Origin of the sequence: Streptomyces durhamensis (assembly GCF_000725475.1) — a bacterium.
In the GTDB taxonomy this organism is placed as follows: domain Bacteria; phylum Actinomycetota; class Actinomycetes; order Streptomycetales; family Streptomycetaceae; genus Streptomyces; species Streptomyces filipinensis.
The window spans coordinates 228,781-252,354 of record NZ_JNXR01000004.1 but is presented as its reverse complement, the minus strand read 5'-3'; the positions used below and the strand labels follow the sequence as shown (position 1 = coordinate 252,354).

The following is a 23,574-nucleotide window of genomic DNA, read 5'->3' as shown; positions in this document are numbered from 1 at the left end:
TGCCCCCAAGGTAGCAGGACGAGCCGATTAATGGAACTGGAGTACCGTTATGGCGGGCGAGAGCGAGCCGGGAACCGTACGACCCGGAGGACGCACGGCGCGTGTGCGGGAAGCGGTGCTGCGGGCGGCCGAGGACGCCCTGACCGAACTCGGCTTCACCCGCCTCGATCTGGCCGACGTCGCACGCCGCGCCGGCGTGGGCAAGACAACCGTCTACCGACGCTGGGGAACGGTGACGGGGCTGGTCGCCGACCTGCTGCTGGACATGGCCGAGCAGTCCGCGCCGCGCACCGAGACCGGCTCCCTGATCGGCGACCTGAAGGCCAACGCCCGCCTGGTGCAGCGCACCCTGACAGACTCCCGGCAGGCGGCGCTGTTCAAGGCGCTGATCGCGGCGGCCACCGGCGACACGAAGACGGCCGCGGCCCTGCACCGCTTCTACGACATCCGCGTCGCGGAATGGGCCCCCTGCGTCCGGCAGGCCGTCGAGCGGGGCGAGGTGCCCGCGGGCACCGACGCGGAGGAGGTGGTCCGCGCCGTCTCCGCCCCGCTGTACTACCGGCTGCTCATCAGTGGCGGCCCGCTCGACGAGGCCGCTGCCGACCGGGCCGCCGAAGCCGCCGAGGCCGCGGCGCGCGCGGGCGCGTACGTGAGGGGCGGCGAAGAGCCCGTATGAAGGGCTTTCGCTCAGGTCCTTGCCCCCGGTCCTGCCGGCCCTGTCATCCCGCCCCCGAGCGGGGTGGTGTCGTGCGTCCTGCGGTTCCAGGGAGCGCGATGGCGGCGGTGGCGGTGGGCGGCGCGCGTGGTCAGCATCGCCAGGCCCAGGCAGAAGAGGAGCGCCAGCGCGAGGCCCGAGCTGAACAGGGCCAGGCCGTTCATGGCGGCGATGTCGTGGCCGAGGACGGAGACCGTGTACTCGGGTCCGCCCGACATGTTTCCGATGATCGCCAGGGCGGTGAAGGCGCCCGTGCCCGCGAGAAGGAGCAGTCCGAGGAACAGCATCCGAGTCATCTCCTCAGGGAACGTCTGCCGACCGGACGGGTACCCGTGCCGCTCCGGCCCTACCCGCCGGAGCCGAGGCTGAGCGTGCCGTCGGCCTGCATCCCGATGCGGACGCCGCGGCTGATCCGGTCGAGGGTCGCGCGCAGCCAGGCGCGGTCCTGTTCCGCCGCGGGCTCCAGCCGCATCCGTCGCGCCTGCAGGGGGAACATCCGCATGCCGGTGGTACACCCGGTGTCCTCGTCCACCGAGACGAGGTAACCCAGCCGGAGGTCGTCGCGGTACTCCTCGTAGCCCGAGATGCCTTCGTAGTCGTCGATGAAGTCGCCGCACCCGTAGAGGACGAGGCGGCCTCGGTACATCTCGACGGGCCGGGGGTGGTGCGAGGAGTGGCCGTGCACGATGTCGACACCGCCGTCGACCAGGGCGCGCGCGAAACGCGTCTGGTCGCGGGGCACGAGATAGCCCCAGTTGGATCCCCAGTGCACCGAGACGACCACGATGTCGCCCGGCCGCTTCGACCGCCGCACGCGCCGGACGGCCGCCTCGGCGGCGGCCGGCGACAGGTCACGGACGTAGGCGACACCGGACCGGTCCGTGGTCGCCGCCCAGTCGGGCGGGATGCCGCTGGACAGCGCTCCGAGGGCGAGGACCAGGATGCGGCGGCCGTGCCCCACGGGCACCGCCACGGGCGCGTAGGCCTCGTCGGCGTCGCGCCCGGCGCCGACGGCCCGCACTCCGGCACCGGCGAGCGAGGCCAGCGTCTCTTCGAGGCCCCGCCGGCCGAAGTCCAGGACGTGGTTGTTGGCCAGCACACACACATCGGGCCGGGCCACCGTGAGCGCGGGCAGGTTGGCCGGGTGCATCCGGTAGTGAACCGCCTTACCGCAGGCGAAATCGTCACTTTCCGTGACAGCCGTCTCCAGGTTCACGATCCGGGCGTCCGGGGCGGACCGGTCCAGCAACGGCAGCGCCGCGCCCCACGGCCAGACGGGGTCGACGGGCGCGGGGACGGGACCGCTGACCGCCTCGGCGAGCTCCACGTACGTCCGGGCATCCGTCACGTAGCCCTCGCGCAGCACCGGGCTTCCGGGATGCGGCAGGATCTGGTCGACGCCACGCCCGAGCATCACGTCACCGCACAGGAACAGCGTCACGGCACCGTCGCCCATACCCCCACCCTAGGCTCGGGCATCCCCTTTCGACCGACGGAGGGCGCTGAGGAGCTCTCGCGGCGGACGGCCCCGCTCCATCCCGCCGACGGGAAACCCGAACTGGCGGGCGAATGGCGGACGTTGCCGCATAGGTTGTGCCGTGAAGGATCCCCGCCACGACGGAAAAGACGGACACGACTCATGACCGACCCCTCGACGACGCCCGAAGCGACGACGCGCCAGAAGATCGACACATCGGTGCCGCACTCCGCCCGCATCTGGAACTACTGGCTCGGGGGCAAGGACAACTACCCCGTCGACGAGGCGGCCGGCGACGCGTACACCGCGGTCTACCCCGGCATCGTCACGATCGCCCGCAGCAGCCGGGCCTTCCTGCGCCGCACCATCACGTATCTGGTCCGCGAGGCGGGCATCCGGCAGTTCCTGGACGTCGGCACCGGCCTGCCGACCGCCGAGAACACACACGAGGTCGCCCAGCGGCTCGCCCCCGAGGCGCGGATCGTCTACGTCGACAACGACCCGATGGTTCTCGCGCACGCCCGCGCCCTGCTCTACTCCACCCCCCAGGGAGCGACCTCCTACATCGACGCCGACGTGACGGACCCGGACCGCATCCTCGCGGCCGCCGCACCGACACTGGACCTCGGTCGCCCCACCGCGCTGATCCTCAGCAACATCCTGGGACACGTCGCCGACCACGGCCAGGCCCGCTCCATCGCCGCCCGGCTGATGGACGCCCTGCCCTGCGGCAGTCACCTCTGCGTCAACGACGGTTCCCGCGGCATCGACCCCGTCTTCGAGCAGGCTCAGGACTCCTACAACAGCAGCGGCGCCGTCCCGTACAACCTGCGTACCGTCGGCGAGATCACCGCGTTCTTCGACGGCTTGGAGCTCATCGAGCCCGGCGTCGTCCCGGTGACGCAGTGGCGTCCGGAGCCCGGCTCACCCACCCCGGAGGTCATCGCCGAGCACGGCGGACTCGCCCGCAAGCCCTGAGCGCCGACCGGCCGGCAAAAACCGTGGACGTCGAGCAGGCCGTCGCCGCGCCCGACGGTGACTGCTTCCAGCTCGCCGTCGAGGCCGTCGACTCGGGGGAGCTGGTCGGTGCTGTCGGCTCGTACCACGCCGACCCGCGCGCGGGCTGGTTCGAGTACGGCATCACGATCGGCGCGGCACACCGGCGCCAGGGGTATGCGGCCCAGGCGGCGGTGCTGCTGCTGCGGTTCATGTTCGCGGAGCGGCGCTTCCACCGGTGCGAAGCACGGATCTTCGCACACAACGAGGCATCGCTGGCGCTGCACGAGCGGCTGGGCTTCGTCGAGGAAGGCCGGCTGCGCGAACGTGTGTTCCTCGCCGGCCGGCACCGCGATCTCGTCGTGATGGGCATGCTCTCCGAGGAGTTCGACCGACGGCACCCGGCACTCCAGGCGCCCGCGTGGTCCTGAGCGGCGAGTCCTGCACGGCCCCGCGGCTCATGCGTTCCGGGCGCAGTCGGCGGCCAGCCGCAGGCTCTCCTGGACCGCGTGCGGGATGTCGACGACCGGGAACAGGGTGTGCCGGACGGTGCGTTCGGCGTCGATGACGAGGATCAGGCGTTTGTGCCGCAGCCGGCCCGCACCGCGGAAGGCCGGCAGCCGCAGGGCGGCGGCCAGTTGGTGGCGGGCGTCGGAGAGAAGGTCGTACGGGACCTGCTCGGTGCGGGCGAATTCCGCCAGTTCGTGCGGGAGTTGGGTGCTGACGCCGCGTACGTCCGCACCCACCTGCCGGAAGTGGGGCCAGGCGTCCCGGAAGAGCCGGTTCTCCAGGGTGCAGCCGGCGGCACCGGGGATCGGCTCGCCCCATTCGACTCCGGTACCCGGGTAGGTGAACAGTACGGTCGCGGCGCGGCCCGGCGCGACCAGGGGCAGGTCGGCGCCTCGCGTGCCCGGCAGTTCCAGTCCGTCGGGCAGCCGGGTGCCGGCCAGGGCGTGGACCCGGACGTGCTCGGCGCTGTCCTGCGCCGCCGTCGCGGTGACGCTGCCGTCGCCCAGCACCCAGCGGTCACCCCAGTCCTGCATGGCGACGAGCAGGGGCAACAGCGCGAGCCCGGAGTCGGTGAGCAGGTACTCGTGACGCACCGGTCGCCGCTGGTAGGGGCTGCGCCGCAGGACACCATGGGCGACGAGCCGGCCGAGCCGCTCGGTGAGGACCTTGCGGGACAGGCCGATCTCCTCGGCGAGCGCGTCGAAGCGGACGTGTCCGCGGGCGACTTCCCGCAGCACCAGCACGTTCCACCAGTCCCCCAGGACCAGTGCGGCCTGGGCGATGCCGCAGGTCTCGTCAGCGGTGTGCATCCTCATGCGCCCATAGTAGGTTCCTTTTCGGGACTCACTGGGGCTCCTGGGGCAACCCGTTGCCGGCCCTGGAGGCCGAAGGGCCCCGGGGCGGGTCCGAGCGGCCCGTGGTGGTCCTGGCCGGGCGCGCCCACGCTGGGGGGACAGGCCAGGAAGGGAGCCGGTGCGATGACCTCCGTCACGACCATGACCGCGGCCCTCGAGCCCGCGTACCGCGAACCGTTGATGAGCCTCGCCCGCGAGGTCTCCTTCGAGGCCGGAGTCAGGCTGTTCGAGGAGGGACGGCGCGCCGACCGCTTCTGGATCGTGCGCACCGGCACCGTCGCCCTCGACCTGCGTGTGCCCGGCCGCCGGGCCGCCGTCATCGAGGCCCTCGGCCAGGGCGAACTCATCGGCTGGTCGTGGCACTTCCCGCCGTACCTGTGGCACCTGGGCGCCGAGACGACGAGCCCGGTGCGGGCCTGGGAGTTCGACGCCGAGGCGGTGCGGGTGATGTGCGCCGGGGACGCCGAGTTCGGCCGGGCGGTCGCCGTCTGGATCGGACGCGTGGTCGCCCAACGGCTGCACGCGTCACGGGTCCGGCTGCTCGACCTCTACGCGCCCTACGGCAGCGGTGGTGCGATGTGACCGCCCGGTCCCGTGCGCAGGAGAGCATGGACGGCGGCGCGCACCGCGTGCGGGACGTGATGACCCACGCGGTGGTCGCCGTGGGCCGCAAGGCGCTGTTCAAGGACATCGTCGAGCGCATGGAGCAGTGGAAGGTCGGCGCCCTTCCGGTGCTGGAGGGCGACGGCCGGGTCGTCGGCGTGGTGTCCGAGGCGGACCTGCTGCCCAAGGAGGAGTTCCGCGACAGCGATCCGGACCGGTTCACACAGCTGCGCCGGCTGCCCGGCCTGGCCAAGGCGGGCGCCGTGTGCGCCGAGGAGCTGATGAGCAGCCCGGCCGTCACCGTGCACGCCGACGCCACGCTCCCCGAAGCCGCGCGCGTCATGGCGCTGCGGCACGTCAAACGGCTGCCCGTCGTGAACGCCGCGGGGGTGCTCGAAGGCGTGGTCAGCCGCGGGGACCTGCTGAAGGTGTTCCTGCGCCCGGACAACGACCTCGCCGACGAGATCCGGCGCGACGTCGTCGACCCCTTGTTCCCCGACCCGGTCGAGCCCGTGCACATCGTGGTCACCGACGGCGTCGCGACCCTGACCGGGCGGGTGCGGGACGCCGAGCGGATTCCTCTCGCCGCCCGCCTGGCGCACGGCGTCGAGGGCGTCGTCGCCGTGGACTGCAGGCTCACCGCGGCCCGCGCCGAGTGAGCCACGGCACCCAGGAGCCGGGCGCGGCGGCCGCGCGGCCGGTCCCCGACGGCGGAAGGCCGTCTATCCGGCCGGCAGCGGGACCCGCCACTCCAGGGTGGCGCCGCCTTCCGCGGGACGGGTCAGCTCCAGCCGGCCGCCGAGCCGTTCCGCCCGCTCGGCCATGTTGGACAGCCCGCTGCGCCGGCCGCCGGGCGGTATGCCCACACCGTCGTCGGAGACCTTCAGACACACCTCGTGGCCGTCGGCCGTCAGCGCGACCTGGGCCCGCCCGGCGTGGGCGTGCCGGGCGATGTTGGTGAGGGCCTCGGAGAGCACGGCCACGATGTGGTCGGCGACGTCGAGCGGCACATCGGTCTCGACCAGGCCTTCCATGCGCACGCTGGGGGCGAAACCCAGCACGGGGCCGGCCTCGCCGACCACGCGGACGACCCGCGTGCGCAGTCCGCTGCCGGCCACGCCCACGCGCGCCCGCAGCCCGAAGATCGTCGACCTGATGATCTTGATGGTCTCGTCCAGGTCGTCCACGGCCCGCAGCACCCGCTCGGCGGCCTCGGGATGCTCGATGAAACGGCCCGCGCTCTGCAGGGTCATCCCCGTCGCGAACAGCCGCTGGATGGCGAGGTCGTGCAGGTCCCGGGCGATGCGGTCGCGGTCCTCCAGCAGCGCGATCTGCTGGGCGTCCTGCCTGCGCTCGGCCAGCTCCATCGCGATCGCGGCCTGGGCGGCGAAGCCCTGCAGCATCTCGGTCTCCTTCTCCAGGAAGACCGGCCGGCCCAGTTCGCGGGCCACCAGGACCACGCCCCGTACCCCGCCCGCGCCCGTGCCGATCGGCACGGCCACGGCGGGACCGAGCCCGCCGAAGCGCGGCGGCTCAGGCGTGATCCTCGGGTCATGGACGACGTCGTCGCTGGTGACCGGGGCCGCCGCGGCGTACGCCAGCCCCATCAGGCTTTCCTGCATGGGCAGCACCAGACCGCGGTGTGCCTCCGCGTCCACACCGACGGCGATCTCCACACTGAGCGACTTCGTGCTCTCCATGGGCATGGCGACCGCCGCGAGTGCCGAACCCGAGATCTCCCGGGCCCGCTCGGCGATCAGTCCCAGGGAATCGGCGCGGTCGGTACCGGACATCAGGCTGTGGCCGATCTCGGCGTTCGCGCGCAGCCAGCGCTCGCGCAGCCGGGACTCCTCGTACAGGCGCGCGTTGTCGATGGCCACGCCGGCGGCCACGGCCAGCGTGGACAGCACCGACTCGTCCTCCTCGTCGAACTCCGCACCACTTCGTTTCTCGGTCAGGTACAGGTTGCCGAAGACCTGGTCGCGGACCCGGATCGGGACGCCGAGGAAGCTGTTCATCGGCGGGTGGTTGGGCGGGAAGCCGTACGAGGCCGGATGCGCGGAGATCTTCGCGAGCCGCAGCGAATGCGGGTTCCGGATCAGCTCGCCGAGGATGCCGTGGCCCTCCGGATAGGGGCCGATCTCGGAGATCCGCTCCTCGGTGACGCCCACCGTGTGGAAGGCGGACAGCCGTGTGCCGTCCGGTCCGATCACGCCGAGGGCGGCGTACTCGGCGTCCACGAGTGCCGCGGCCGCTTCCACGATGGCGCGCAGAACCTGTGCCAGGTCCAGTTCCCGGCCGACCGAGAGCACCGCCTCCAGCAGGCTGTGCACGCGATTCTGCGTGCCCCGGACCGCGTTGATCCGCGCCTGCAGCTCCTCCAGCAGCTCGTCGAGCTTCAGCTGCGGCAGTCGTACGCGGGGCTCCTCCGGGCTTGCCACCACACCCCTCCAGCACATCGGCGCACACCCCGTGCACCGACGGGTCACCTCCACGGTATCGGTTCCACACGGCCGCGCTACGCCGAACCTGTGGTCGCACGGACCGGGAGCAGGGCCGTACGGCCCTTCCGTCCCCTCCCGCTCTCCCGGTTTGCTCGTCCCATGTCCGAGAACGACGCGGCCCCCGAGGCACGTCACAGCACCCACCAGGCAGTGGTCGTGGCCGACGGCGCGGCCGGCGGAGCAACGGTCGTGTCCCTGCACGGCGAGATCGACCTGCTGACCGCCCCCACGGTGTCGGAACGGCTCGACGCCCTCACCGCGTACCCCCGCCCCGACCTGATACTGGATCTGCGGCCGGTCACGTTCATCGACTGCGCGGGCCTCAGCGTCCTGTGCCGCGCTCGCAACCGGGCACTGGCCCGGTGCGGCCGGCTCCGGCTGGTCACGGTGAGTCCGGGCTTCTGCAGGATGCTGCGGGTCACGGGACTGGGGCACGTCTTCGAGGTGCACGAACGCATACCCCCGCACCCGTCGGCCCCCAGCGGCCCCCTCTCCTGATCAGCCGACGGCCACCGGGGGGATGTCAGTGGAGTTCGGGTACGACGGCCACCGGGCACGCCGTGTGGTGCAACACCGCGTGGGCGACGCGGCCGAGCCGGCTGCCGACGTGAGCGTGGCGTCGTCGGCCGACGACGAGCAGGTCGGCCTCGCGGGAGACTGCCGCCAGGACGTCGCGGGCCTGACCCTCGACGACACGGCGGTCCACTTTCAGGTCGGCCGGTGCGTCCCGCAGCGCGTCCTCCAGCAACGCACCGGCCCGCTGCCGCTCCGGAAGCGCCGGCTCACCGGCGCCCGGAGCGTGACGGGAGAGCGCATGCGCGGGGTGTCGCCAGGCCCGTACGGCTTCCAGTGGCACTCCGCGCAGGGCGGCCTCCTCGACGGCGAAGCGCACGGCCGAGCCGCTCGGCCCGTCACCGACGCCGAGCGCGATCCGGCCCTGCGTCCGGGAGCGGACCTGGTCGTGGTGGTTGCCGCGCAGCACGATGACCGGGCAGTGCGCGTGCGCCGCGACCGTCAGGCTGACGGAACCGAGCAGCGCCTCGGCCACCCCGCCGCGGCCCCGGCAGCCCAGCACCACGGCGAGGGCGGTACCGCTCACCCGTACGAGCCCGTGTTCCGGTTCCTCGGGCAGCACGTCGGTGGTGATCTTCACCCCGGGCCGGCGGCGCAGGGCGCGCTGTTCCGCGGCGCCGACGACGTCCAGGGCCATCACCTCCTCCAACGGCTTGCCGAGTTCCTGCGCCAGCAGGGCGCCTTCGTAGCGCTCCCAGAGGGAGGCGTAGACGAGCCGGAGCGGTGCCCCGCGCAGCGCTGCCTCGCCGGCCGCCCAGTCGACGGCGCGCAGGCTCGGCTCGGTGCCGTCGACGCCGACGACGATCGGAAGGTCCATCGTGCTCACCACCCCAGCGACGGGTCATTCGTGCGGGACCACCGCGCTCGCTCCCGTGCTGCCGGGCCCGGCGCGGAGCGGCGGGGCCTGGGTCAGGCGCTCGGGCGTCCGCTGCCGGACGGGCACGGTCTTCGGCGACAGACCGCCAAGCCCCGCCTCGCGCGCCGCCCACCCGGCGGCGCCGCTCTCGGGCCGGTCGTCGGGATCCGCCGTGACGGCTCGGGACATCGTCTCCACCTCCCGGGGCCGAGGCTCCGCTTCCAGCATGGTCGCGGTCTGCCCGCGGGGCCAGTGGCCGCACGGCCCTGTGCCGGACCGACCCGTCTCGCCGTCGTACCGCGTACCGAGTGGCGGCCGAACGGACCGCCCGGGGGGCCTGGTGGCCCCTGGCTCGTGCGGTGGCACCGGCCCATGCTGAGAACGGAACGGCCGCCGCGGACCTCATGGAGCCACCATGTACGGCACCCCGCACTTCGTCAGCGCTGCTGGGACTTCATGTCGACGGTGGTGGACGGAGCCGGACTGCTCGGCCTCCGGCGTGACGGCCATGCGGTCAGTGGGGCCGGTCGGCCCTAGTCCCTGCACCCCCTTGATTGGATGATCAGCGTCGTGGACAGCCCGCTGTCTGTCCGTCCCCGGGAACGAGAGGTCGTCATGACCGAGACGCGCAGCTTCACGGAGCAGCACCCGATCCGTGTGTTCCTGCTGGACGACCATGAGGTGGTCCGGCGCGGACTGGCCGACCTGCTCGACGCCGAACCGGACATCTCGGTGGTCGGGGACGCCGACACCGCGGAGCACGCCCTGGTCCGCGGCCCCGCCGTGCGCCCGCACGTGGCCGTGCTCGACGTGCGGCTGCCGGACGGGGACGGTATCTCGGTGTGCCGGGAGCTGCGCAGCCGGATGCCGGAACTGGCTTGTCTGATGCTGACCTCGTTCGACGACGAGGACGCCCTGCTGGACGCCATCATGGCCGGGGCCTCCGGCTATGTGCTGAAGCAGATCAAGGGCTCCGACCTCGTCTCCGCGGTCCGTACCGTCGCCTCGGGACAGTCGATGCTCGACCCGGCGACCACGGCCCGGCTGATGCGCTCCCTGCGCACCGACCCGGCGGACGCCCCGTCGCTGTCGCCGGAGCTGGCGAGCCTGTCGCCGCGCGAACGGGACATCCTCGCCCTGATCGGTGACGGTCTGACCAACCGTGAGATCGGCCAGCGGCTGTACCTGTCGGAGAAGACCGTCAAGAACCACATCTCGCGGATGCTGGCGAAGCTGGGCGTGCAGCGGCGCGTCCAGGCCGCGGTGCTCGCGTCCCACCTGGAGCCGCGGGCCTCGGGAGAGGCCGTCTTCCACGGGGAGGACGGAAGGGCCCCCGGCGGGCGGTGAAGCCGGCCGGGGGCCCTCGACGGGGCCGGTCCGCGTCAGCCGTCGGACTCCGACGACGGGATGTAGGCACCCGGCACGTCATCGGGCGCGTAGATCTTCTTCTCCCCGGGGTACGGCTTCGCCCAGTTGTGCGTCTGGTACCACGTGAGGTGGTTCATCTGCGCGGGGTTGGCGAAGTCGGGGACGGCGTGGGGGCCGGTGAGGCGCTGCTTGGACTTCCAGGCGTCCCACTCGGCCGCGAGCTGCCGCTTGTCCGCCGGCACCTTGGCCGCCGGCACGGCCGCCGCCTTGGGGTCCTGCGGAGCGGGGGTGTCCACGCCGCAGGTGGGCGGGGTCTTCAGGCCGTCGGTCAGTGAGGTCCGGTTGGGCAGCGCGGTGAACGGCGTGTAGTCCGGGCGCCGGGTGAAGGCCCCGGTCATCGGGCTGGCCGCGCTGTCCTTCTGGTTCATCGGGTGGATCCCGAGGATCTGCTCGATGGTCCGGATCATCGTGATCTGGGAGTAGTAGCGGCTGTCGACGGTGTCGTGCTGGGCCCAGGGGCTGATGATCTGGATCGGGGCGCGGTGGCCGTCGACGTGGTCGAGGCCAGCCTGGGAGTCGTCCTCGACGACGAAGATCGCCGAGTCCTTCCAGTACTTGCTGTGCGAGATCTCGTCGACCATCCTGCCGACCGCGAGGTCGTTGTCCGCCACCTGGGCCGCCGGGCTCGCCGGACCACCGGTGTGGTCGTTGGAGAGCCAGAACATGTTCAGGTTCGCCGGCCCGTTCTTCTCGAAGTCCTGTTTCCAGATCTGGTACTTGTAGATGTCCGGGACGTCGAGGTCGAACATCGGGAATCCGGGCGCCGACACGGCGTTGAGCGACGGGATCGCCGAGCCGGTCTGTATGGGATAGGCGGTCGTCTGGCCGGTGGCGTCCATGTTCTTGGCGTCGCAGTACAGGTTCTGCCAGGACGCCCCGGCCGGCTTGCTCTCGATCGACTGGAACTCGCCGAAGTCCCGCACGGTCTTCCCGGCCGCCTGCGCACCGGTCCAGATGAAGCCGGACTTCTGGTGGCCGAGGGCGTCGTTCTCGGTGTCGTAGCTGCGCTGGTACTCACCGGCCGAGGACTCGGTGTACTCCGGGTCGTCGGCCTGCATCAGCCAGTTGTGTCCCTCGGCGGAGTTCGTGCCGATGTCGTATGTGTTGTCGTACAGGCCGAACTGCTCGGCCAGGGCGTGCTGGTTCGGCGTCACGTTCTCGCCGAACTGGGTCACCGCCGGATCGCCGTCGCCCTGCGACATGTCACCGAAGACCTGGTCGTAGGTCCGGTTCTCCTTGACGATCAGGAAGACGTGCTTGATCGTCGAGGGGTCGCCGAGCCGGGCCGGGACCGGTACCGGCCAGGAGTGGCCGCCGCCCTTGGCCAGCTTGACCGAGCCGGGGGTCCAGCCGTTCTGCCGGAAGACCGTCGCCGTCTCGGACCTGATGACGCTGTCGTCCGGCAGCGTGAACCGCTGCACGCTCGATGTCGTGTCGTGGGTGCCGTGTCCGGCGGGGTTGTTGGGGCGGCGGGCGTCGATGCCACGCGTGTTGGAGACCAGCACCTGGTCGCCGACGGTCGTGATCTCGGCCGGGAAGTAGTCCGTCGGGAGCAGGCCGACATAACTCACCGGCTCCTGCGGGCTCCTGTACCGGTAGACGGCGACCGCGTTGGCGCGGCCGAGCGTCACCAGCAGGTGGCCGTCGTCGGTGAGCGTCACGGCGTCGGGCTCGTAGCCCACGGACGCCTCCGGCCACGGTTTGGTGGAGATGGTCTGTACGACCTTGTCGCGGGCGGTGTCGATGACCGACACGTCGTTGGTGGCCGTGTTGGTGACGAACAGTGCCTTGCCCTTGGCGTACAGCGCGGTGGGGTGCAGGCCGACGTCGATGCTCGTGGGGGCCGCGGCCGGGTCCGCCAGGTCGATGACGCTGACCGTGCCGGTGGTGGTGGCACCGGTCTGCGGGTCGGCCGGCACCTGGGTGCCGTACGAGTTCATGGTCGTGTCGCCGGACTGCGCCGGGCGTCCGCCCTCGTTGCTGACGTAGAGCTTGCCGTCGGCGATGGCCATGTCCCGCGGGGCGTTGCCGACGGGCCAGCTCTGCTTGATCGCGCCGGTCGCCGCGTCGATGGCGACCACCCGGTTCTGGCCGTTGACCGCGGCGTACACGGTGGAGCCGTCGGAGGAGAACACGGCCTGGCCGACCAGCGCGCGCTTGGATCCGTCCGCCGGGATGGTGACCGGCGTCGGGTTGGTGACCGTGCCGTCCGAGTTGACCGTGAACCTCGTGTAGCCGTCGGTCTGGCCCAGCCACAGCTGTGTGCCGTCGGGCGAGTACGTGGGGCCTTCCTGGCCTACGGAGTTGCTGCTCAGGCGCGGCGTCGAGGACGCGGCGGTGCCGACGACCTGCTGCACCTTCCAGTTCTTCACGTCTACGATGGCCAGGGCGCTGCCGCCGTCGGTGACCGCGGCCGCGAGGTGGGTGCCGTCCGGGCTGACCGAGGACGACATGATCTTGCCGTTGTCGAGGACGAGCCGGTCGCCGTACGGGGCGATGTACTGGTCGCTGGAGACGACCTGGCCCCGGTCGGTCACCTGGCCGACCTGGTCGGTGCCGAACTGCCGTGTCTGGGCGTAGCCGATGCCGGCGGTGACGGCGAGCACGACCGCGGTGGCGCCGGCCGTGAGGGTGCTCCGGCGCCCGATGCGTCTGCCGCGCGGCTGTGTCCCGACGGGGCGGCGGTGCCGTGTTACCTGCATGGAGTCATCCCTTCGAGGTACGGAGAAGTGCGAGGTTGCCGTCGAACTGCCACAGCGGGTTCGGTGCGTCCCCGGTGGGGGTGCGCACCAGGAAGTAGCCGTTCACTTCCTTCGGTCCGTCGCCGTCGGCGACGAACCGCCCGTCCGAGGTGACGTCGAGCTGGTAGACGGCCGTCCCGGTGGCCTCGACGCCGGGGAGATGCCAGGAGACGACGCAGCGCCAGTCGTTGCCGGGCCCCTCGGCGGCGACCCTGACGCTGCCCTTGTCGCACGTCGCCGTGGCCCTCAGCTGTGCCTCGGTGACGGCAGGGCGGTTGAGCTGCCGGGTCTGCATGCGATAGAGGTGCGCGAACTCCGTGGCGAGGGAGTGCTGCACCTTGGCCTGCGAGATCCCGGAGCCCGTGGCCCCGGTCGCCGCCGCCACGACGGCGACCGTCGCGGCGGCCAGCGCGGCGAGCGGCAGCAGCCCGGCGGTGACCGCGCGGCGCCCCGAGCCGTCGTCGGTCGGGTTGGTGAAGTCGCGCCGCAGGAAGAGCAGATACGCCAGCACGGTCGCGGTCAGGGCCCACAGCAGACTGACCACGATGCCGATCAGGAGCGGTCCGAGCTGGGCTGGGCCGGTGAACAGACCGTTCCAGGCGATGAACGCCCAGCTGGGCAGGGCGAGTCGCACGGCGACCGGCAGGGGCAGCATCTGGGCGAGCTGCATCACGAGGGCGACGATCGCCGGCAGCAGCAGTCCCATCGGGGACCGGCCGAGCGCGATGGACCCGAGGAGGCCGATCCCGGCGAGGGCCAGCGTCGGGGCGAGCACGCAGGCCCAGGCGAGCAGCACCTTGCCGGCGGCGTCCTGCGGGGCCAGCAGGTGGCCGTCGAGGCCGACCAGCGGGTGGTCGCCGACCGCCACGAGCCCGCCGACCGTGCTCGATGCGGCCAGCCCGACCACGAGCAGCAGGATCACGGTGAGGCTCGCCAGCGCCTTCGCCGCGAAGATCCGACGGGGCGAGCGGACCGCGACCAGCAGATGGCGCCAGGTGCCGAGCCGGTCCTCGGAGGCGAACACGTCGCCGGCGACCACGGATGTCAGCAGCGGGAGCGCCCAGGTGCCGGAGAATCCGAGGATCACCAGGGGGCCCGCCCATCCGGTGGCGAGCATCCAGCGGCCGAAGAGGGTGTCCGAGGGAAGTGTGCTCTGCCGGCCCACCCCGGCGACGAAGAGTGCCGGTGCGATCCAGCAGGCGAGCACCAGCAGACGGATGCGCCATTGCGAGACGAGCTTGACCAGTTCGAAGCGGTAGCCGCGGGCCACGGAGACGCGGCCGGCACCGGCGGTGGGGGTCGCGGCGGTCACGGTCGCGGTCATCGGCCGGCCTCCTGCTGCTGAGCGCGGGTCTGCTGCGGCCGGGCTCCGGCGTCCTGTTCGGTCAGGGCCAGGAACGCGGCCTCCAGCGGCGACACCACGGGGGCGAGTTCGCGCAGGGCGAGGCCCGACCGCACGAGCCGTGTCACCAGTTCGTCGACGGCGGGCACCAGCGCGCGTACGACGAGCGCCTCGTCTCGCCGGCGTCCTCCCCCGCCGTCGACCACATGGATCCCGGGCGTCTCGGCGGCCAGCCGGCGTGCTGCCCGGGGGTCGGAGGTGACCAGGCGGTAGTCGAGTTCACGGTTCTCGGCGGCCAGTTTGCCCAGCGGGCCGGAGAAGACGACCCGTCCGGTGGCGAGGATGGTGACCTCGGAACACAGCGCCTCCAGGTCGTCCATGCGGTGGCTGGACAGCACGACAGCGGTGCCCTGCGTCGCGAGCCGGCTCAGGACGCCGTGCACGTGCTTCTTGCCGGCCGGGTCGAGGCCGTTGGAGGGCTCGTCGAGCACGAGGAGCCGTGGCCTGGTGAGCAGGGCGGCGGCGAGCCCGAGCCGTTGGCGCATGCCCAGGGAGAAGCCGCGGACCCGGTCGTCGGCGACATCGGTCAGTCCGACCTGGTCGAGCACGTCGTCGATGCCTGCCGTCCGGGTGTCCTGACCGCGGAGCGCGGCCAGCGCGGTGAGGTTCTGCCTGGCGGTGAGCGAGGGGTAGAGGCCCGGTCCGTCCACGAACCCAGCGACACCGTCGGGAGCGGTGAACCTCCGGCCCACCGGCGCACCGAGGATCTCCAGCCGGCCGGTGTCGGCCACGGCCAGGCCGAGCAGGAGGCCGAGGAGCGTCGTCTTGCCGGCACCGTTCGGTCCGACCAGGCCGTGGATCTGTCCCTGCGCCACGCCGAGATCGATGCCGTCGAGTGCGACGACATCACCGAAACACTTGGTGATCCCGCGAGCCCGGATCGCGAGGAGTGAGTCGTCCATGAGCCCCTTCTTTCCGAAACCTCAAGGAGGCTAGGGAGAGCACACAACACCCACAGGGATTCCCAGTTGAACGCTCAGAGAACGGAACACAACAGCCGTTCGCCATGCCAATAGACGGTAAATTCCTTAATCAGCAAGAAAGTTGACGGGACATCAGGCGCCTGACGCAGGGCGAATGCCGCATAGCGGCGCCCCTCAGAACACCGCCCGCACCTCTCCCACCTCGCACCCCCCGCCCAGCACCGGTGCACGGCCGACGCGGTCCACGACCGGTGCCGTCATCCCCATGAGGCGCAACGCGCGGGCCAGGACCGGGCCCAGGGCCCGGGTGCCGCCGTCGTCGACCTTGAGGGCGAGTGAGCGGCCGTCGGGCAGCGCGAGGGCCTGGACGGCTTCCGCGCCCACCTTGGACAGGGCACCCGGTATCTCCCTCATGAGCCAGGTGTCGTGGCGTCGGGTGCCGGCGACGTACTCGGGGTGGGCGCGCATGGCGTCGGCGACCCGCCGTCCGGGCGTGCCGGGCGCGGCGAGGACGTACGAGCGGAAGGCGCGGGCGAGCCCGGTCAGGCTGATCGCCATCAGCGGCGCCCCGCAGCCGTCCACACCGACGGCAGCCACCGGTTCACCGGCCGCCTCCTCCACGACCGTACGGATGAGCCGTTGCAGCGGATGGTCCGGGTCACGGTAGGACTGAAGCGGCCAGCCCCGGAGCGCGGCGGCGGCCAGCATCGCCGCGTGCTTGCCCGAGCAGTTCATGGCCACGCGATCGCGCCGGCCGCCCACGGCCAGGTAAGCCTCCTGCTCCCGCTGGTCCAGCGGGAGGGCGGGCGGGCACTGCAGGTGCTCCGGGGTCAGGCCGTGCTCGTGGAGCATCGCTCGCACCAGGTCGCGGTGGAAGGGCTCGCCGGAGTGGCTCGCGGCCGCCAGGGCCAGCCGCTCCCCCGCGAGGTCGAGGCCGGCCCGCAGCACACCCACCGCCTGCATCGGCTTGTTGGAGGAACGCGGGAAGACGGGGGACGTCACGTCACCGATGGCCAGCTCCACCGAACCGTCCGCCGCGAGCAGCACCACACCGCCCCGGTGCCGCCCTTCGACGAATCCGGAGCGGACTACCTCGGCGAGGACCGGGTTGCGGGGTGCGCCCGAACTGACGGCCATGGCGGGCTGAGGCATCGGCGGATCACCTTCCGGCGGGGCATCGGTTCGCGTCACGGTACCCAAGTCCGCGCGCAGGGTCCGCGACCGCAGGACACCTGGTTCCCGTGCCGGAGCCGGCTCGATTTCACTTAACCGTTGAAATTATCTTGACAGGTTAGAGAGGGAGTGCTCGACTGGAGCACATAACTGGTGAAAGGTACTAGAGAGGTTATAGAGATGGCTTCCGCAGTCCACCACCGCACCGCCACCGTCAGCGGTCTCGAGGTCTTCTACCGGGAGGCCGGCGACCCGACGGCACCCGTCGTGGTCCTCCTGCACGGCTTCCCGACCAGCTCGCACATGTTCCGCCACCTGATCCCGGCGCTCGCCGACCGCTACCACGTGATCGCCCCCGACCTCATCGGCTTCGGACAGTCCGCGATGCCGGCCCCGCAGGACTTCCCGTACACCTTCGACGCCCTCACCGAGGTCACCGCCGGCCTGCTGCGTCATCTGGGCGTCGACCGGTTCGCGATGTACGTGCAGGACTACGGCGCTCCCGTCGGCTGGCGACTCGCGCTCCAGGACCCCGACCGCATCACCGCGATCATCACGCAGAACGGCAACGCCTACGAGGAGGGCTTCGTCAGGCCCTTCTGGGACGGCGTCTTCGCCTACACCGACGCCCCGGGACCGGACACCGAGGCCCCCATGCGGGATGCCCTGACCCTTGAGGCCACCCGATGGCAGTACCTGACCGGAGTCGCCGACCCCAGCCTGGTCAGCCCCGACAACTGGGTCCACGACCAGGCGCTGCTGGACCGCCCCGGAAACGACGAGATCCAGCTCAGGCTCTTCCGCGACTACCCCACCAACGTGGACCTCTACCCCCGGGTCCACCAGTACTTCCGCGACTCGCAAGTCCCGTTGCTGGCGGTCTGGGGCGCGAACGACGAGATCTTCGGCCCGGAGGGTGCCAAGGCGTTCGGCCAGGACCTGCCCGGCGCCGAGATCCATCTCCTCGACTCCGGGCACTTCGCCCTGGAGAGCCACCTCGAGGTCATCACCGGGCACATCCGCGACTTCCTCGGCCGCGTACGCGCCTGACTTCCGCGAGGAAGGTTCGCCCACGTGTCACTTGCGCCAGAACAGGTGGTGGGTCACACCGCTCGGGCTGGGCACGACATCGAGGTGGAAGCGGTCGAGCAGTTCCTCGGGGGACTCCCAGAGCCGTGACCCGGATCCGAGCTTCACCGGCGAGACCACCACGTGCAGGGTGTCGACCAGATCGGCGTCGAGGAACGCACGGATGGTGGTGGCGCCGCCGCCGAGCCGGACGTCCTTGCCCTGTGCCGCCTCCCGCGCCTGTGCGAGGACCGCGGCCGGGTCGCCGTCGACGAAGTGGAAGGTGGTGTCGGCGAGGGTGAGCGAAGGACGCGTGTGGTGGGTCAGGACGAACACCGGAGTGCGGAACGGCGGCTCGGCACCCCACCAGCCCTGCCACGCGTGGTCCTGCCAGGGGCCGCGCTGGGGACCGAACTTGTTGCGGCCCATGATCTCGGCGCCGATGTCGCGGGCGTAGTCCCGCGTGAAGTAGTCGTCGAGGCCCCGGCTCCCGCCGGGGTCGGTGCGCATGGGCCAGCTCGCGGTGGCGCCCGCCCAGGCGAACAGGGCCGCTGGATCGGCGTGGCCGAACGGCCTCTCCAGGCTCTGGTGCTCACCGGCACCGTATCCGTCACTCGAGACGTTGAAGTTCTGCACCCTCAGCAGCTGGTTCACGGGACTCCTCCTGCGGTCGATGAGGGGTGGACCGCCGGGGCCGGCAAAACTCATCGCCGCGCCGAAGCGGGGTCGCCGGACCTGAGCGACCCCGTTCGCCTCTCCGTGCCGGCCGCCGCGTCTCAGTTCAGCGTGAGGGCTGCGGAGTCGTTGCGGCTGTCCGGGTCGAAAGCCGGCCGGCGGGAGTGGGACGGATCCGGGCCCCAGACCAGCTGGACGCCTCCCTTGGCATGGGCGACCACCTCGTCGACCCGGAGCGTCAAGCTGAACCTGGCGGTCTTCCCCTTGGTCAGGACGATGCTCGACAGGCCGCAGACATAGGGACCGTGGGCCTCGGCCGTCGGATTGTTCTCCTGCCATGGAGCGCAGTCGGCCGAGTGGCCGACGGCGGTGGTGCCGGCCGGGAGCGTCACCCAGACGGTGGGCACGCCGTCACCGCCGCTGCGGTCGTACAGCGTCGCCGGACCGTTGGCGGACAGCTGGAAGGCGAAGGTCGCGTTCTTGCCCTGCCCGGCCCGCGCACTGGCGCCGGTGACCCCGAAGTCCGCCGTGTTGCGGGCCTGGAGGGAGGCGATCCGGTAGTCGGTGACCTTGCCCGACTGCGGCAGCGAGACGGAACCCGCCGGCGCCGAGGACCGCCGTCCCGCCCTGATCACCTTCAGCTTGAGCGTGGAGCCCGTGCCCCACGTCCACTTGATGCCCTGACCGTCCGGCCAGCCCGGCTGGCCGAGGGGCGCGGTGAGCGTGTCGAGGTAGGTGTACAGCGCCGCGGAGTTCACGCGCAGGCGCACCGGTGCGGCCAGGGCGGCCGTCTCTCCGATGCCGATCGCGCCCTTGGGATAGCACTCCGCGAAGTGGATGGTGCCGTTGGACCCGTACTTGCAGTTGGCGTAGTGGTCGGCGAAGTCGAGACCGGGTGAGGCGGCCAGGACCGTCTGGACCCCCTTGGCGGGACGGTCGCCCACGTTGCTGAACCGGACCGGTTCGGACACCGTGCTGCCGACCTTCAGGCCGGTGTGGTCGGTGAGGCCGTCGAGGCCGAAGGAGGGACCTCCCACCTCGACCCTGCCCGTGCCTCCCACGATCTGCGCGTGCGCGGAGCGCCCGGTGACCTTGTACGTTCCCGCCGCACCGAGCGCGGCACCCTTGAGCGGGGTCAGGGTCAGCCCGGTCATGGCGCCCATGTGCGTGGTGGGAGAGGAGTCGGTCTCGAACATCTCCGAGCAGGTGGCCACCAGACCCCTGGCCGTGCAGTTGTGCGAGAACGTCACCTTGGCGATCTTCGACAGGCCCCGGGCGTCCACGGTCAGGGTGGTGTCGTCCGCCTGCAGGTTCCTGGCCTTGGTCTGGAACTCCAGGTGCACGTCCGCCGTGGCGGGCGCAGCCGGCAGGGCAACCGGCGCGGGGGCGTCGAGGGTGATCACCGGCTGGCCGGTGACGGCGCCGGCCGGGGCTGCGCCCAGCAGTGCCGCGGCCAGGCCCGCGGCGGACATGAACACCGCGGCCGTACCGGTGAGGGATCTTCGTCTCATCAACGTCCTTTGGTCGGAAGGAGGTTCACGCACGGAGGCGCGATCAGGTGGACCCTAGCCCCTGGACACTCCGCGCTCACCACCGGCATCGCCCCTCACCGTGTTACGCCCCTGTGACACTGAACGGACAATTCGGGGAAACCATCCTGTCAGGCTCGGTTTCGAACAGAGCGGCAGGCGGTCGTGGTCTTCAGCGACCAGGACGACGCCGGTGCGGCTCTGGCGCAGCCTCGCCCAACGACCTGACCTGTCGACGTTCCTGGGGGACTCCCGTCATGACCACCCGTACCCGCACCATGGCCGCCGCGATCGCCGTGGCCGCGGCCGTCACCGGCTCCGCGCTGCTGGGCGCCTCTGGCGCCGCCTCGGCCGCCACCAGCGCCTCGCACGGGACCCTGACCATCAGCAACGGCACCAAGGACGTGCTGATCGGCGGCCACAAGGTGAACTTCGGGGTACCCGTCCGGGACCTCGCCTGGTCCCCGAACGGCGCCAAGGCCGCCTTCATCGACGGCTCCGGCAACCTGGACATCGCCAACCCCGACGGCAGCGGGCGCGTCGTCGTCGCCAAGAACCCCGGAAACCAGAACTGGTCGCACCCGACCTGGCAGGTGACCGCGAAGGACACCCAGAACAACATCCCCGCCAAGGACAACCTCATCTTCGCGGCGCGCGCGAACGGTGTCTCCCGGCTGAAGGTCATCTCCGCCAAGGCCGTCCACGGCACGCCCAAGACGCTGTCCCTGTACGGCGAGCCCGGTCCGGACAGCACGCTTCCGCAGACCGGCAACGTCTGGCCGAACGCGGCCGGCCACTACGGCACCTCGGTGTACGCCAACGACCACACCGGCGACGTCTACATCCGCGACGACTACCTCCGTCAGCAGGGCAGCAAGCTCACCAAGGGCTCCCAGCCGGCCCTCTCCCCGAACGAGGAGGAGATCGTCTTCGTGCGCTCGGTCGCCGGCCACGACCACGTTCTCGTCGAGGACTTCATGCACGGCAACCACATCAAGGACCTCACGCCGCACGCCACGACCGACTACACCGAGCCGGCCTGGTCGCCCGACGGCAAGACCCTCGCGGTGCGCACCCCCTCCGGCACGGTGACGCTGCCGGCCGACGGCACGGGTCACCCGACCAAGGTCACCTCGGCGGTCGGTCTGGCGGCGTACCGCCCCTGACCTCGACCGACGGGACGGGCCGGACGCGTCCGGGACGCGAGGTGCGGGTCACTTCGCGATCCGGGCGAGTTCGGCCCGCAGTTCGTCCAGGTGCGCGTCGGACGTGTCGTGCGGCAGGAACTCGACGACGTCGAGGAAGCGGAAGAGCACCCGGCTGCCGGTGACGGCGTACTCGTACTCGCCGAACCCCACCACCGCGCCCATGGAGCCCCGGACGGCGCCCCGCACCACATGTGAGGTCATCTCGTCCGGCTCCGTCGCCGACGTACCGCGCCGGGCGTTGGGCCGGGCCAGATAGGGGCACACCATCGAGGCGTACAGCATGCACGCCCGGTGCCCCGGTCCTTCGAGGGTCGGCTCCAGATTGCGGTAGGGCCGCCCGGCGGCCAGCGCCTCGCCGATCGCCGCGCTCTCCGCGGCGCCCACCACACGCCACACCGGGCCCTGGGGCATCCCCTGGTTGCACACCGAGCACAGACGCTGCCGCGCGCACACCGCGCTGCGCTCGTAGTCGGTCAGCGCGAACTGCGGCTCCTCCCCTTCCCAGGGAGTGATCGCCGGCACCGGATACCCACGAACGTCACGGGGCCGTGCCTCGACCGCCGCCGGCATGGGAACACTCTCGAATCGCACAGGCCATGCCTACCAGGCCCGACGGCTTCCGGCCAAGGCCACAGGAGACCACCGCCAGGGGGCCGCTCACCCGGACCGGTCGGATCGCGTAGCGGCACCGGGCGTACGGCGACCGCCCCATGGGCTCACTCCACCGGATCCGCAGCGCCCACGACGGCTGCGGGAACGCGGACGAGCCGGGGGCCGGTCCGCTCACGGCCTGTGCCCCGTGACGCGCGCGCCGCAGGTGGTTGACTACGCCGTATGGACCTCACGGATGACACGCCGTCGCCGGGGACCGGCCCTGCCTCGACCGCCCGGGGCGTGCCACCCTTCGACCCCGAACTGGCCGTCGCGCTGGGCGGTTTGACGCAGGAGGCCCGGGCGCCGTTCACCCCGGAGAACCTCGCGGACCGAAGGGAGCAGGATGCGGCGGCCCGGCCCAGGCCTACGCTCCGGGAACTGCGCGCCGGCGGCCGTTTCGAGGTGGAGGAACTGCGTGTGCCGGGGCCGGCGGGCGGTCCGGACGTCACCCTCGTCAGCGGGCGGCCCGCCGGGATCCCGGGACCGCTCCCCCTGCTGTACTACATGCACGGCGGCGGACTGGTCACCGGCAACGCGTGGTCCGTCCTACCGCGGCTCCTGCGTGAATGGGCTGTCACCCTGGAACTGGCCGTCGTCTCCGTCGAGTACCGGCTGGCGCCCGAGGCGCGGTACCCGGCAGCGCTGGAGGACTGCTACGCCGGACTCGTCTGGGTGGCCGCGCACGCGACGGAACGGGGCTTCGACGCCGGTCGTGTCGTCGTCGGGGGAAAGAGCGCCGGCGGCGGTCTCGCCGCGGCGCTCGCCCTGCTCACCCGTGACCGGGGCGGACCCGCGCCGATCGGGCAACTGCTGCTGTGCCCGATGCTCGACGACCGCAACGACACGTTCTCCAGTCACCAGATGGCCGGCGCCGACACCTGGGACCGCACCTCCAACGCGACCGCGTGGCAGGCGGCGCTGGGCGACCGTCGGGGTTCGGCGGACCTGCCGCCCTACGCCGCTCCCGCCCGTGCCACGGATCTGTCCGAGCTGCCCCCGGCCTATGTCGAGGTCGGGTCGGCGGAGACCCTGAGGGACGAGGACGTCGCCTACGCCCAGGCGCTCTGGCGGGCCGGAGGCCAAGCCGAGCTGCACGTGTGGCCCGGCGCCTTCCACGGCTTCGACACCTTCGCGCCGAAGGCGGCCCTCAGCCAGGACGCCCGTGACGCCCGCACCCGCTGGCTCCGGCGCGTCCTCGCGCAGAGGCGATGACGCCGTAGGTGACAAGGCCGTAGGCCAGGTGCGGGATCGCGTCCGCGGTCCAGTCGACGGCCGACCAGGTGCGCGGGTCACTGACGCCCAGGCGCGCGATCGGCGCGTCGGCCAGCGTCATCGCCAGGGCCCCGGTCAGCGCGCCGCCCAGCCACGCGGGCGGCCGTACACCGGCCCGGTGGAGCAGCGAGACGACGGCGCCCGTGCCGACTCCCACGGCGATGCCGGCCAGGGCTCCCAGTCCGGACAGCCGGTTGTCCCGCCCCTCACCGTCCGGGAGCGGGTGTCCCGCTACGGTGGTGACCTTCTCCACGACGGCTTCGGGAGCGCTGCTCGAAGGCCGGCCGCGCAGTGCCATGTCCAGATAGGCCACGGCGTTCAACGCGGTGGTACCTGCGGCACCGGCCGCGCAGCCACGCGCGATGCTTCGGAACATGTGGCTCCGGGTCCCCTTCCGCAGCACGCGCCAAACG

24 protein-coding genes are annotated in these 23,574 nt (G+C 71.8%); 10 read left to right on the top strand and 14 right to left on the bottom strand.

The annotated features are described in order from the left end of the window. The first annotated feature begins 49 nt into the window (after positions 1-49). Positions 50-676: a TetR/AcrR family transcriptional regulator gene (locus IO33_RS0107210; RefSeq protein ID WP_031161519.1), complete on the top strand. Its 627-nt coding sequence runs from the start codon at positions 50-52 to the stop codon at positions 674-676. A gap of 11 nt (positions 677-687) precedes the next feature. Here the strand turns inward: IO33_RS0107210 and IO33_RS43930 are convergent, their stop codons facing one another. Beyond that, positions 688-1,011, bottom strand: a complete 324-nt coding sequence (locus IO33_RS43930) for a hypothetical protein (RefSeq protein WP_245235726.1) — start codon at positions 1,009-1,011, stop codon at positions 688-690. 50 nt (positions 1,012-1,061) lie between these two features. Beyond that, positions 1,062-2,171 carry a CapA family protein gene (locus IO33_RS0107200; RefSeq protein WP_031161513.1) on the bottom strand — a complete coding sequence of 370 codons (1,110 nt, stop codon included), beginning with the start codon at positions 2,169-2,171 and terminating at the stop codon, positions 1,062-1,064. A gap of 183 nt (positions 2,172-2,354) precedes the next feature. Between IO33_RS0107200 and IO33_RS0107195 the strand changes: the two genes are divergently transcribed. Both IO33_RS0107195 and IO33_RS0107190 read left to right on the top strand, forming a co-directional pair. Next, positions 2,355-3,170 (top strand): SAM-dependent methyltransferase, encoded by an 816-nt coding sequence (locus IO33_RS0107195; protein ID WP_031161510.1) that lies wholly within the window; start codon positions 2,355-2,357, stop codon positions 3,168-3,170. Positions 3,171-3,193: 23 nt separating this feature from the next. Continuing rightward, a complete protein-coding gene (locus IO33_RS0107190) occupies positions 3,194-3,619 on the top strand; it encodes a GNAT family N-acetyltransferase (protein ID WP_245235725.1) in 426 nt (141 codons plus the stop codon). Between the two features lie 27 nt (positions 3,620-3,646). Here the strand turns inward: IO33_RS0107190 and IO33_RS0107185 are convergent, their stop codons facing one another. Then, positions 3,647-4,513, bottom strand: a complete 867-nt coding sequence (locus IO33_RS0107185; RefSeq protein WP_031161506.1) for a winged helix-turn-helix transcriptional regulator — start codon at positions 4,511-4,513, stop codon at positions 3,647-3,649. A gap of 162 nt (positions 4,514-4,675) precedes the next feature. On the opposite strand from IO33_RS0107185, the gene IO33_RS0107180 reads away from it, so the two are divergent. Both IO33_RS0107180 and IO33_RS0107175 read left to right on the top strand, forming a co-directional pair. Beyond that, positions 4,676-5,134 (top strand): Crp/Fnr family transcriptional regulator, encoded by a 459-nt coding sequence (locus IO33_RS0107180; RefSeq protein ID WP_031161504.1) that lies wholly within the window; start codon positions 4,676-4,678, stop codon positions 5,132-5,134. Positions 5,135-5,160: 26 nt separating this feature from the next. Then, complete coding sequence (locus tag IO33_RS0107175; RefSeq protein ID WP_031161501.1) at positions 5,161-5,814, top strand: CBS domain-containing protein; 654 nt, start codon at positions 5,161-5,163, stop codon at positions 5,812-5,814. A 63-nt stretch (positions 5,815-5,877) separates the two neighbouring features. Here the strand turns inward: IO33_RS0107175 and IO33_RS0107170 are convergent, their stop codons facing one another. Beyond that, positions 5,878-7,596, bottom strand: a complete 1,719-nt coding sequence (locus IO33_RS0107170; RefSeq protein ID WP_031161499.1) for a sensor histidine kinase — start codon at positions 7,594-7,596, stop codon at positions 5,878-5,880. Between the two features lie 162 nt (positions 7,597-7,758). Here IO33_RS0107170 and IO33_RS0107165 point away from each other — a divergent pair, with 162 nt between their 5' ends. Next, entirely contained in the window at positions 7,759-8,157 is a 399-nt protein-coding gene (locus IO33_RS0107165) for an STAS domain-containing protein (RefSeq protein WP_031161497.1), read from the top strand. Between the two features lie 25 nt (positions 8,158-8,182). Here IO33_RS0107165 and IO33_RS0107160 read toward each other — a convergent pair whose 3' ends face one another. Together IO33_RS0107160 and IO33_RS0107155 are read right to left on the bottom strand one after the other, a co-directional pair. Further along, the gene (locus tag IO33_RS0107160; protein WP_031161495.1) at positions 8,183-9,049 is read right to left on the bottom strand and encodes a universal stress protein; all 867 of its coding nucleotides are present in this window, start codon (positions 9,047-9,049) and stop codon (positions 8,183-8,185) included. Positions 9,050-9,073: 24 nt separating this feature from the next. After that, on the bottom strand, positions 9,074-9,277 hold the full coding sequence (locus IO33_RS0107155; protein WP_157857815.1) for a hypothetical protein: 204 nt from the start codon (positions 9,275-9,277) through the stop codon (positions 9,074-9,076). 426 nt (positions 9,278-9,703) lie between these two features. Between IO33_RS0107155 and IO33_RS0107150 the strand changes: the two genes are divergently transcribed. Then, entirely contained in the window at positions 9,704-10,435 is a 732-nt protein-coding gene (locus IO33_RS0107150; RefSeq protein ID WP_051926541.1) for a response regulator, read from the top strand. A gap of 35 nt (positions 10,436-10,470) precedes the next feature. On the opposite strand, the gene IO33_RS0107145 is transcribed toward IO33_RS0107150, so the two are convergent. From IO33_RS0107145 to IO33_RS0107130, 4 genes are all read right to left on the bottom strand, one after another. Then, a complete protein-coding gene (locus IO33_RS0107145) occupies positions 10,471-13,218 on the bottom strand; it encodes a bifunctional YncE family protein/alkaline phosphatase family protein (protein WP_031161487.1) in 2,748 nt (915 codons plus the stop codon). Between the two features lie 4 nt (positions 13,219-13,222). Then, positions 13,223-14,581, bottom strand: coding sequence for an ABC transporter permease (locus IO33_RS0107140; protein WP_031161486.1), 1,359 nt, complete (start codon positions 14,579-14,581; stop codon positions 13,223-13,225). Then, on the bottom strand, positions 14,578-15,561 hold the full coding sequence (locus IO33_RS0107135; RefSeq protein ID WP_031161484.1) for an ABC transporter ATP-binding protein: 984 nt from the start codon (positions 15,559-15,561) through the stop codon (positions 14,578-14,580). The genes IO33_RS0107140 and IO33_RS0107135 overlap by 4 nt, the downstream gene beginning before the upstream one ends. A 195-nt stretch (positions 15,562-15,756) precedes the next feature. Beyond that, complete coding sequence (locus IO33_RS0107130; RefSeq protein ID WP_051926496.1) at positions 15,757-16,734, bottom strand: asparaginase; 978 nt, start codon at positions 16,732-16,734, stop codon at positions 15,757-15,759. A 201-nt stretch (positions 16,735-16,935) separates the two neighbouring features. Here IO33_RS0107130 and IO33_RS0107125 point away from each other — a divergent pair, with 201 nt between their 5' ends. Further along, positions 16,936-17,805, top strand: coding sequence for an alpha/beta fold hydrolase (locus tag IO33_RS0107125; RefSeq protein WP_031161479.1), 870 nt, complete (start codon positions 16,936-16,938; stop codon positions 17,803-17,805). Positions 17,806-17,832: 27 nt separating this feature from the next. Here the strand turns inward: IO33_RS0107125 and IO33_RS0107120 are convergent, their stop codons facing one another. Both IO33_RS0107120 and IO33_RS0107115 read right to left on the bottom strand, forming a co-directional pair. Further along, positions 17,833-18,477 carry a dihydrofolate reductase family protein gene (locus IO33_RS0107120; protein WP_031161476.1) on the bottom strand — a complete coding sequence of 215 codons (645 nt, stop codon included), beginning with the start codon at positions 18,475-18,477 and terminating at the stop codon, positions 17,833-17,835. A 122-nt stretch (positions 18,478-18,599) separates the two neighbouring features. Then, the gene (locus IO33_RS0107115) at positions 18,600-20,009 is read right to left on the bottom strand and encodes a hypothetical protein (protein ID WP_157857814.1); all 1,410 of its coding nucleotides are present in this window, start codon (positions 20,007-20,009) and stop codon (positions 18,600-18,602) included. Positions 20,010-20,284: 275 nt separating this feature from the next. On the opposite strand from IO33_RS0107115, the gene IO33_RS0107110 reads away from it, so the two are divergent. Then, the gene (locus IO33_RS0107110) at positions 20,285-21,193 is read left to right on the top strand and encodes a TolB-like translocation protein (RefSeq protein ID WP_031161471.1); all 909 of its coding nucleotides are present in this window, start codon (positions 20,285-20,287) and stop codon (positions 21,191-21,193) included. A gap of 48 nt (positions 21,194-21,241) precedes the next feature. Here the strand turns inward: IO33_RS0107110 and IO33_RS0107105 are convergent, their stop codons facing one another. Beyond that, positions 21,242-21,805, bottom strand: coding sequence for a hypothetical protein (locus tag IO33_RS0107105; RefSeq protein WP_031161468.1), 564 nt, complete (start codon positions 21,803-21,805; stop codon positions 21,242-21,244). Positions 21,806-22,069: 264 nt separating this feature from the next. Between IO33_RS0107105 and IO33_RS0107100 the strand changes: the two genes are divergently transcribed. Further along, a complete protein-coding gene (locus IO33_RS0107100; protein WP_031161465.1) occupies positions 22,070-23,101 on the top strand; it encodes an alpha/beta hydrolase in 1,032 nt (343 codons plus the stop codon). Here the strand turns inward: IO33_RS0107100 and IO33_RS0107095 are convergent. Further along, positions 23,037-23,537: a hypothetical protein gene (locus tag IO33_RS0107095; RefSeq protein WP_051926493.1), complete on the bottom strand. Its 501-nt coding sequence runs from the start codon at positions 23,535-23,537 to the stop codon at positions 23,037-23,039. The genes IO33_RS0107100 and IO33_RS0107095 overlap by 65 nt on opposite strands. Positions 23,538-23,574: the final 37 nt, after the last annotated feature.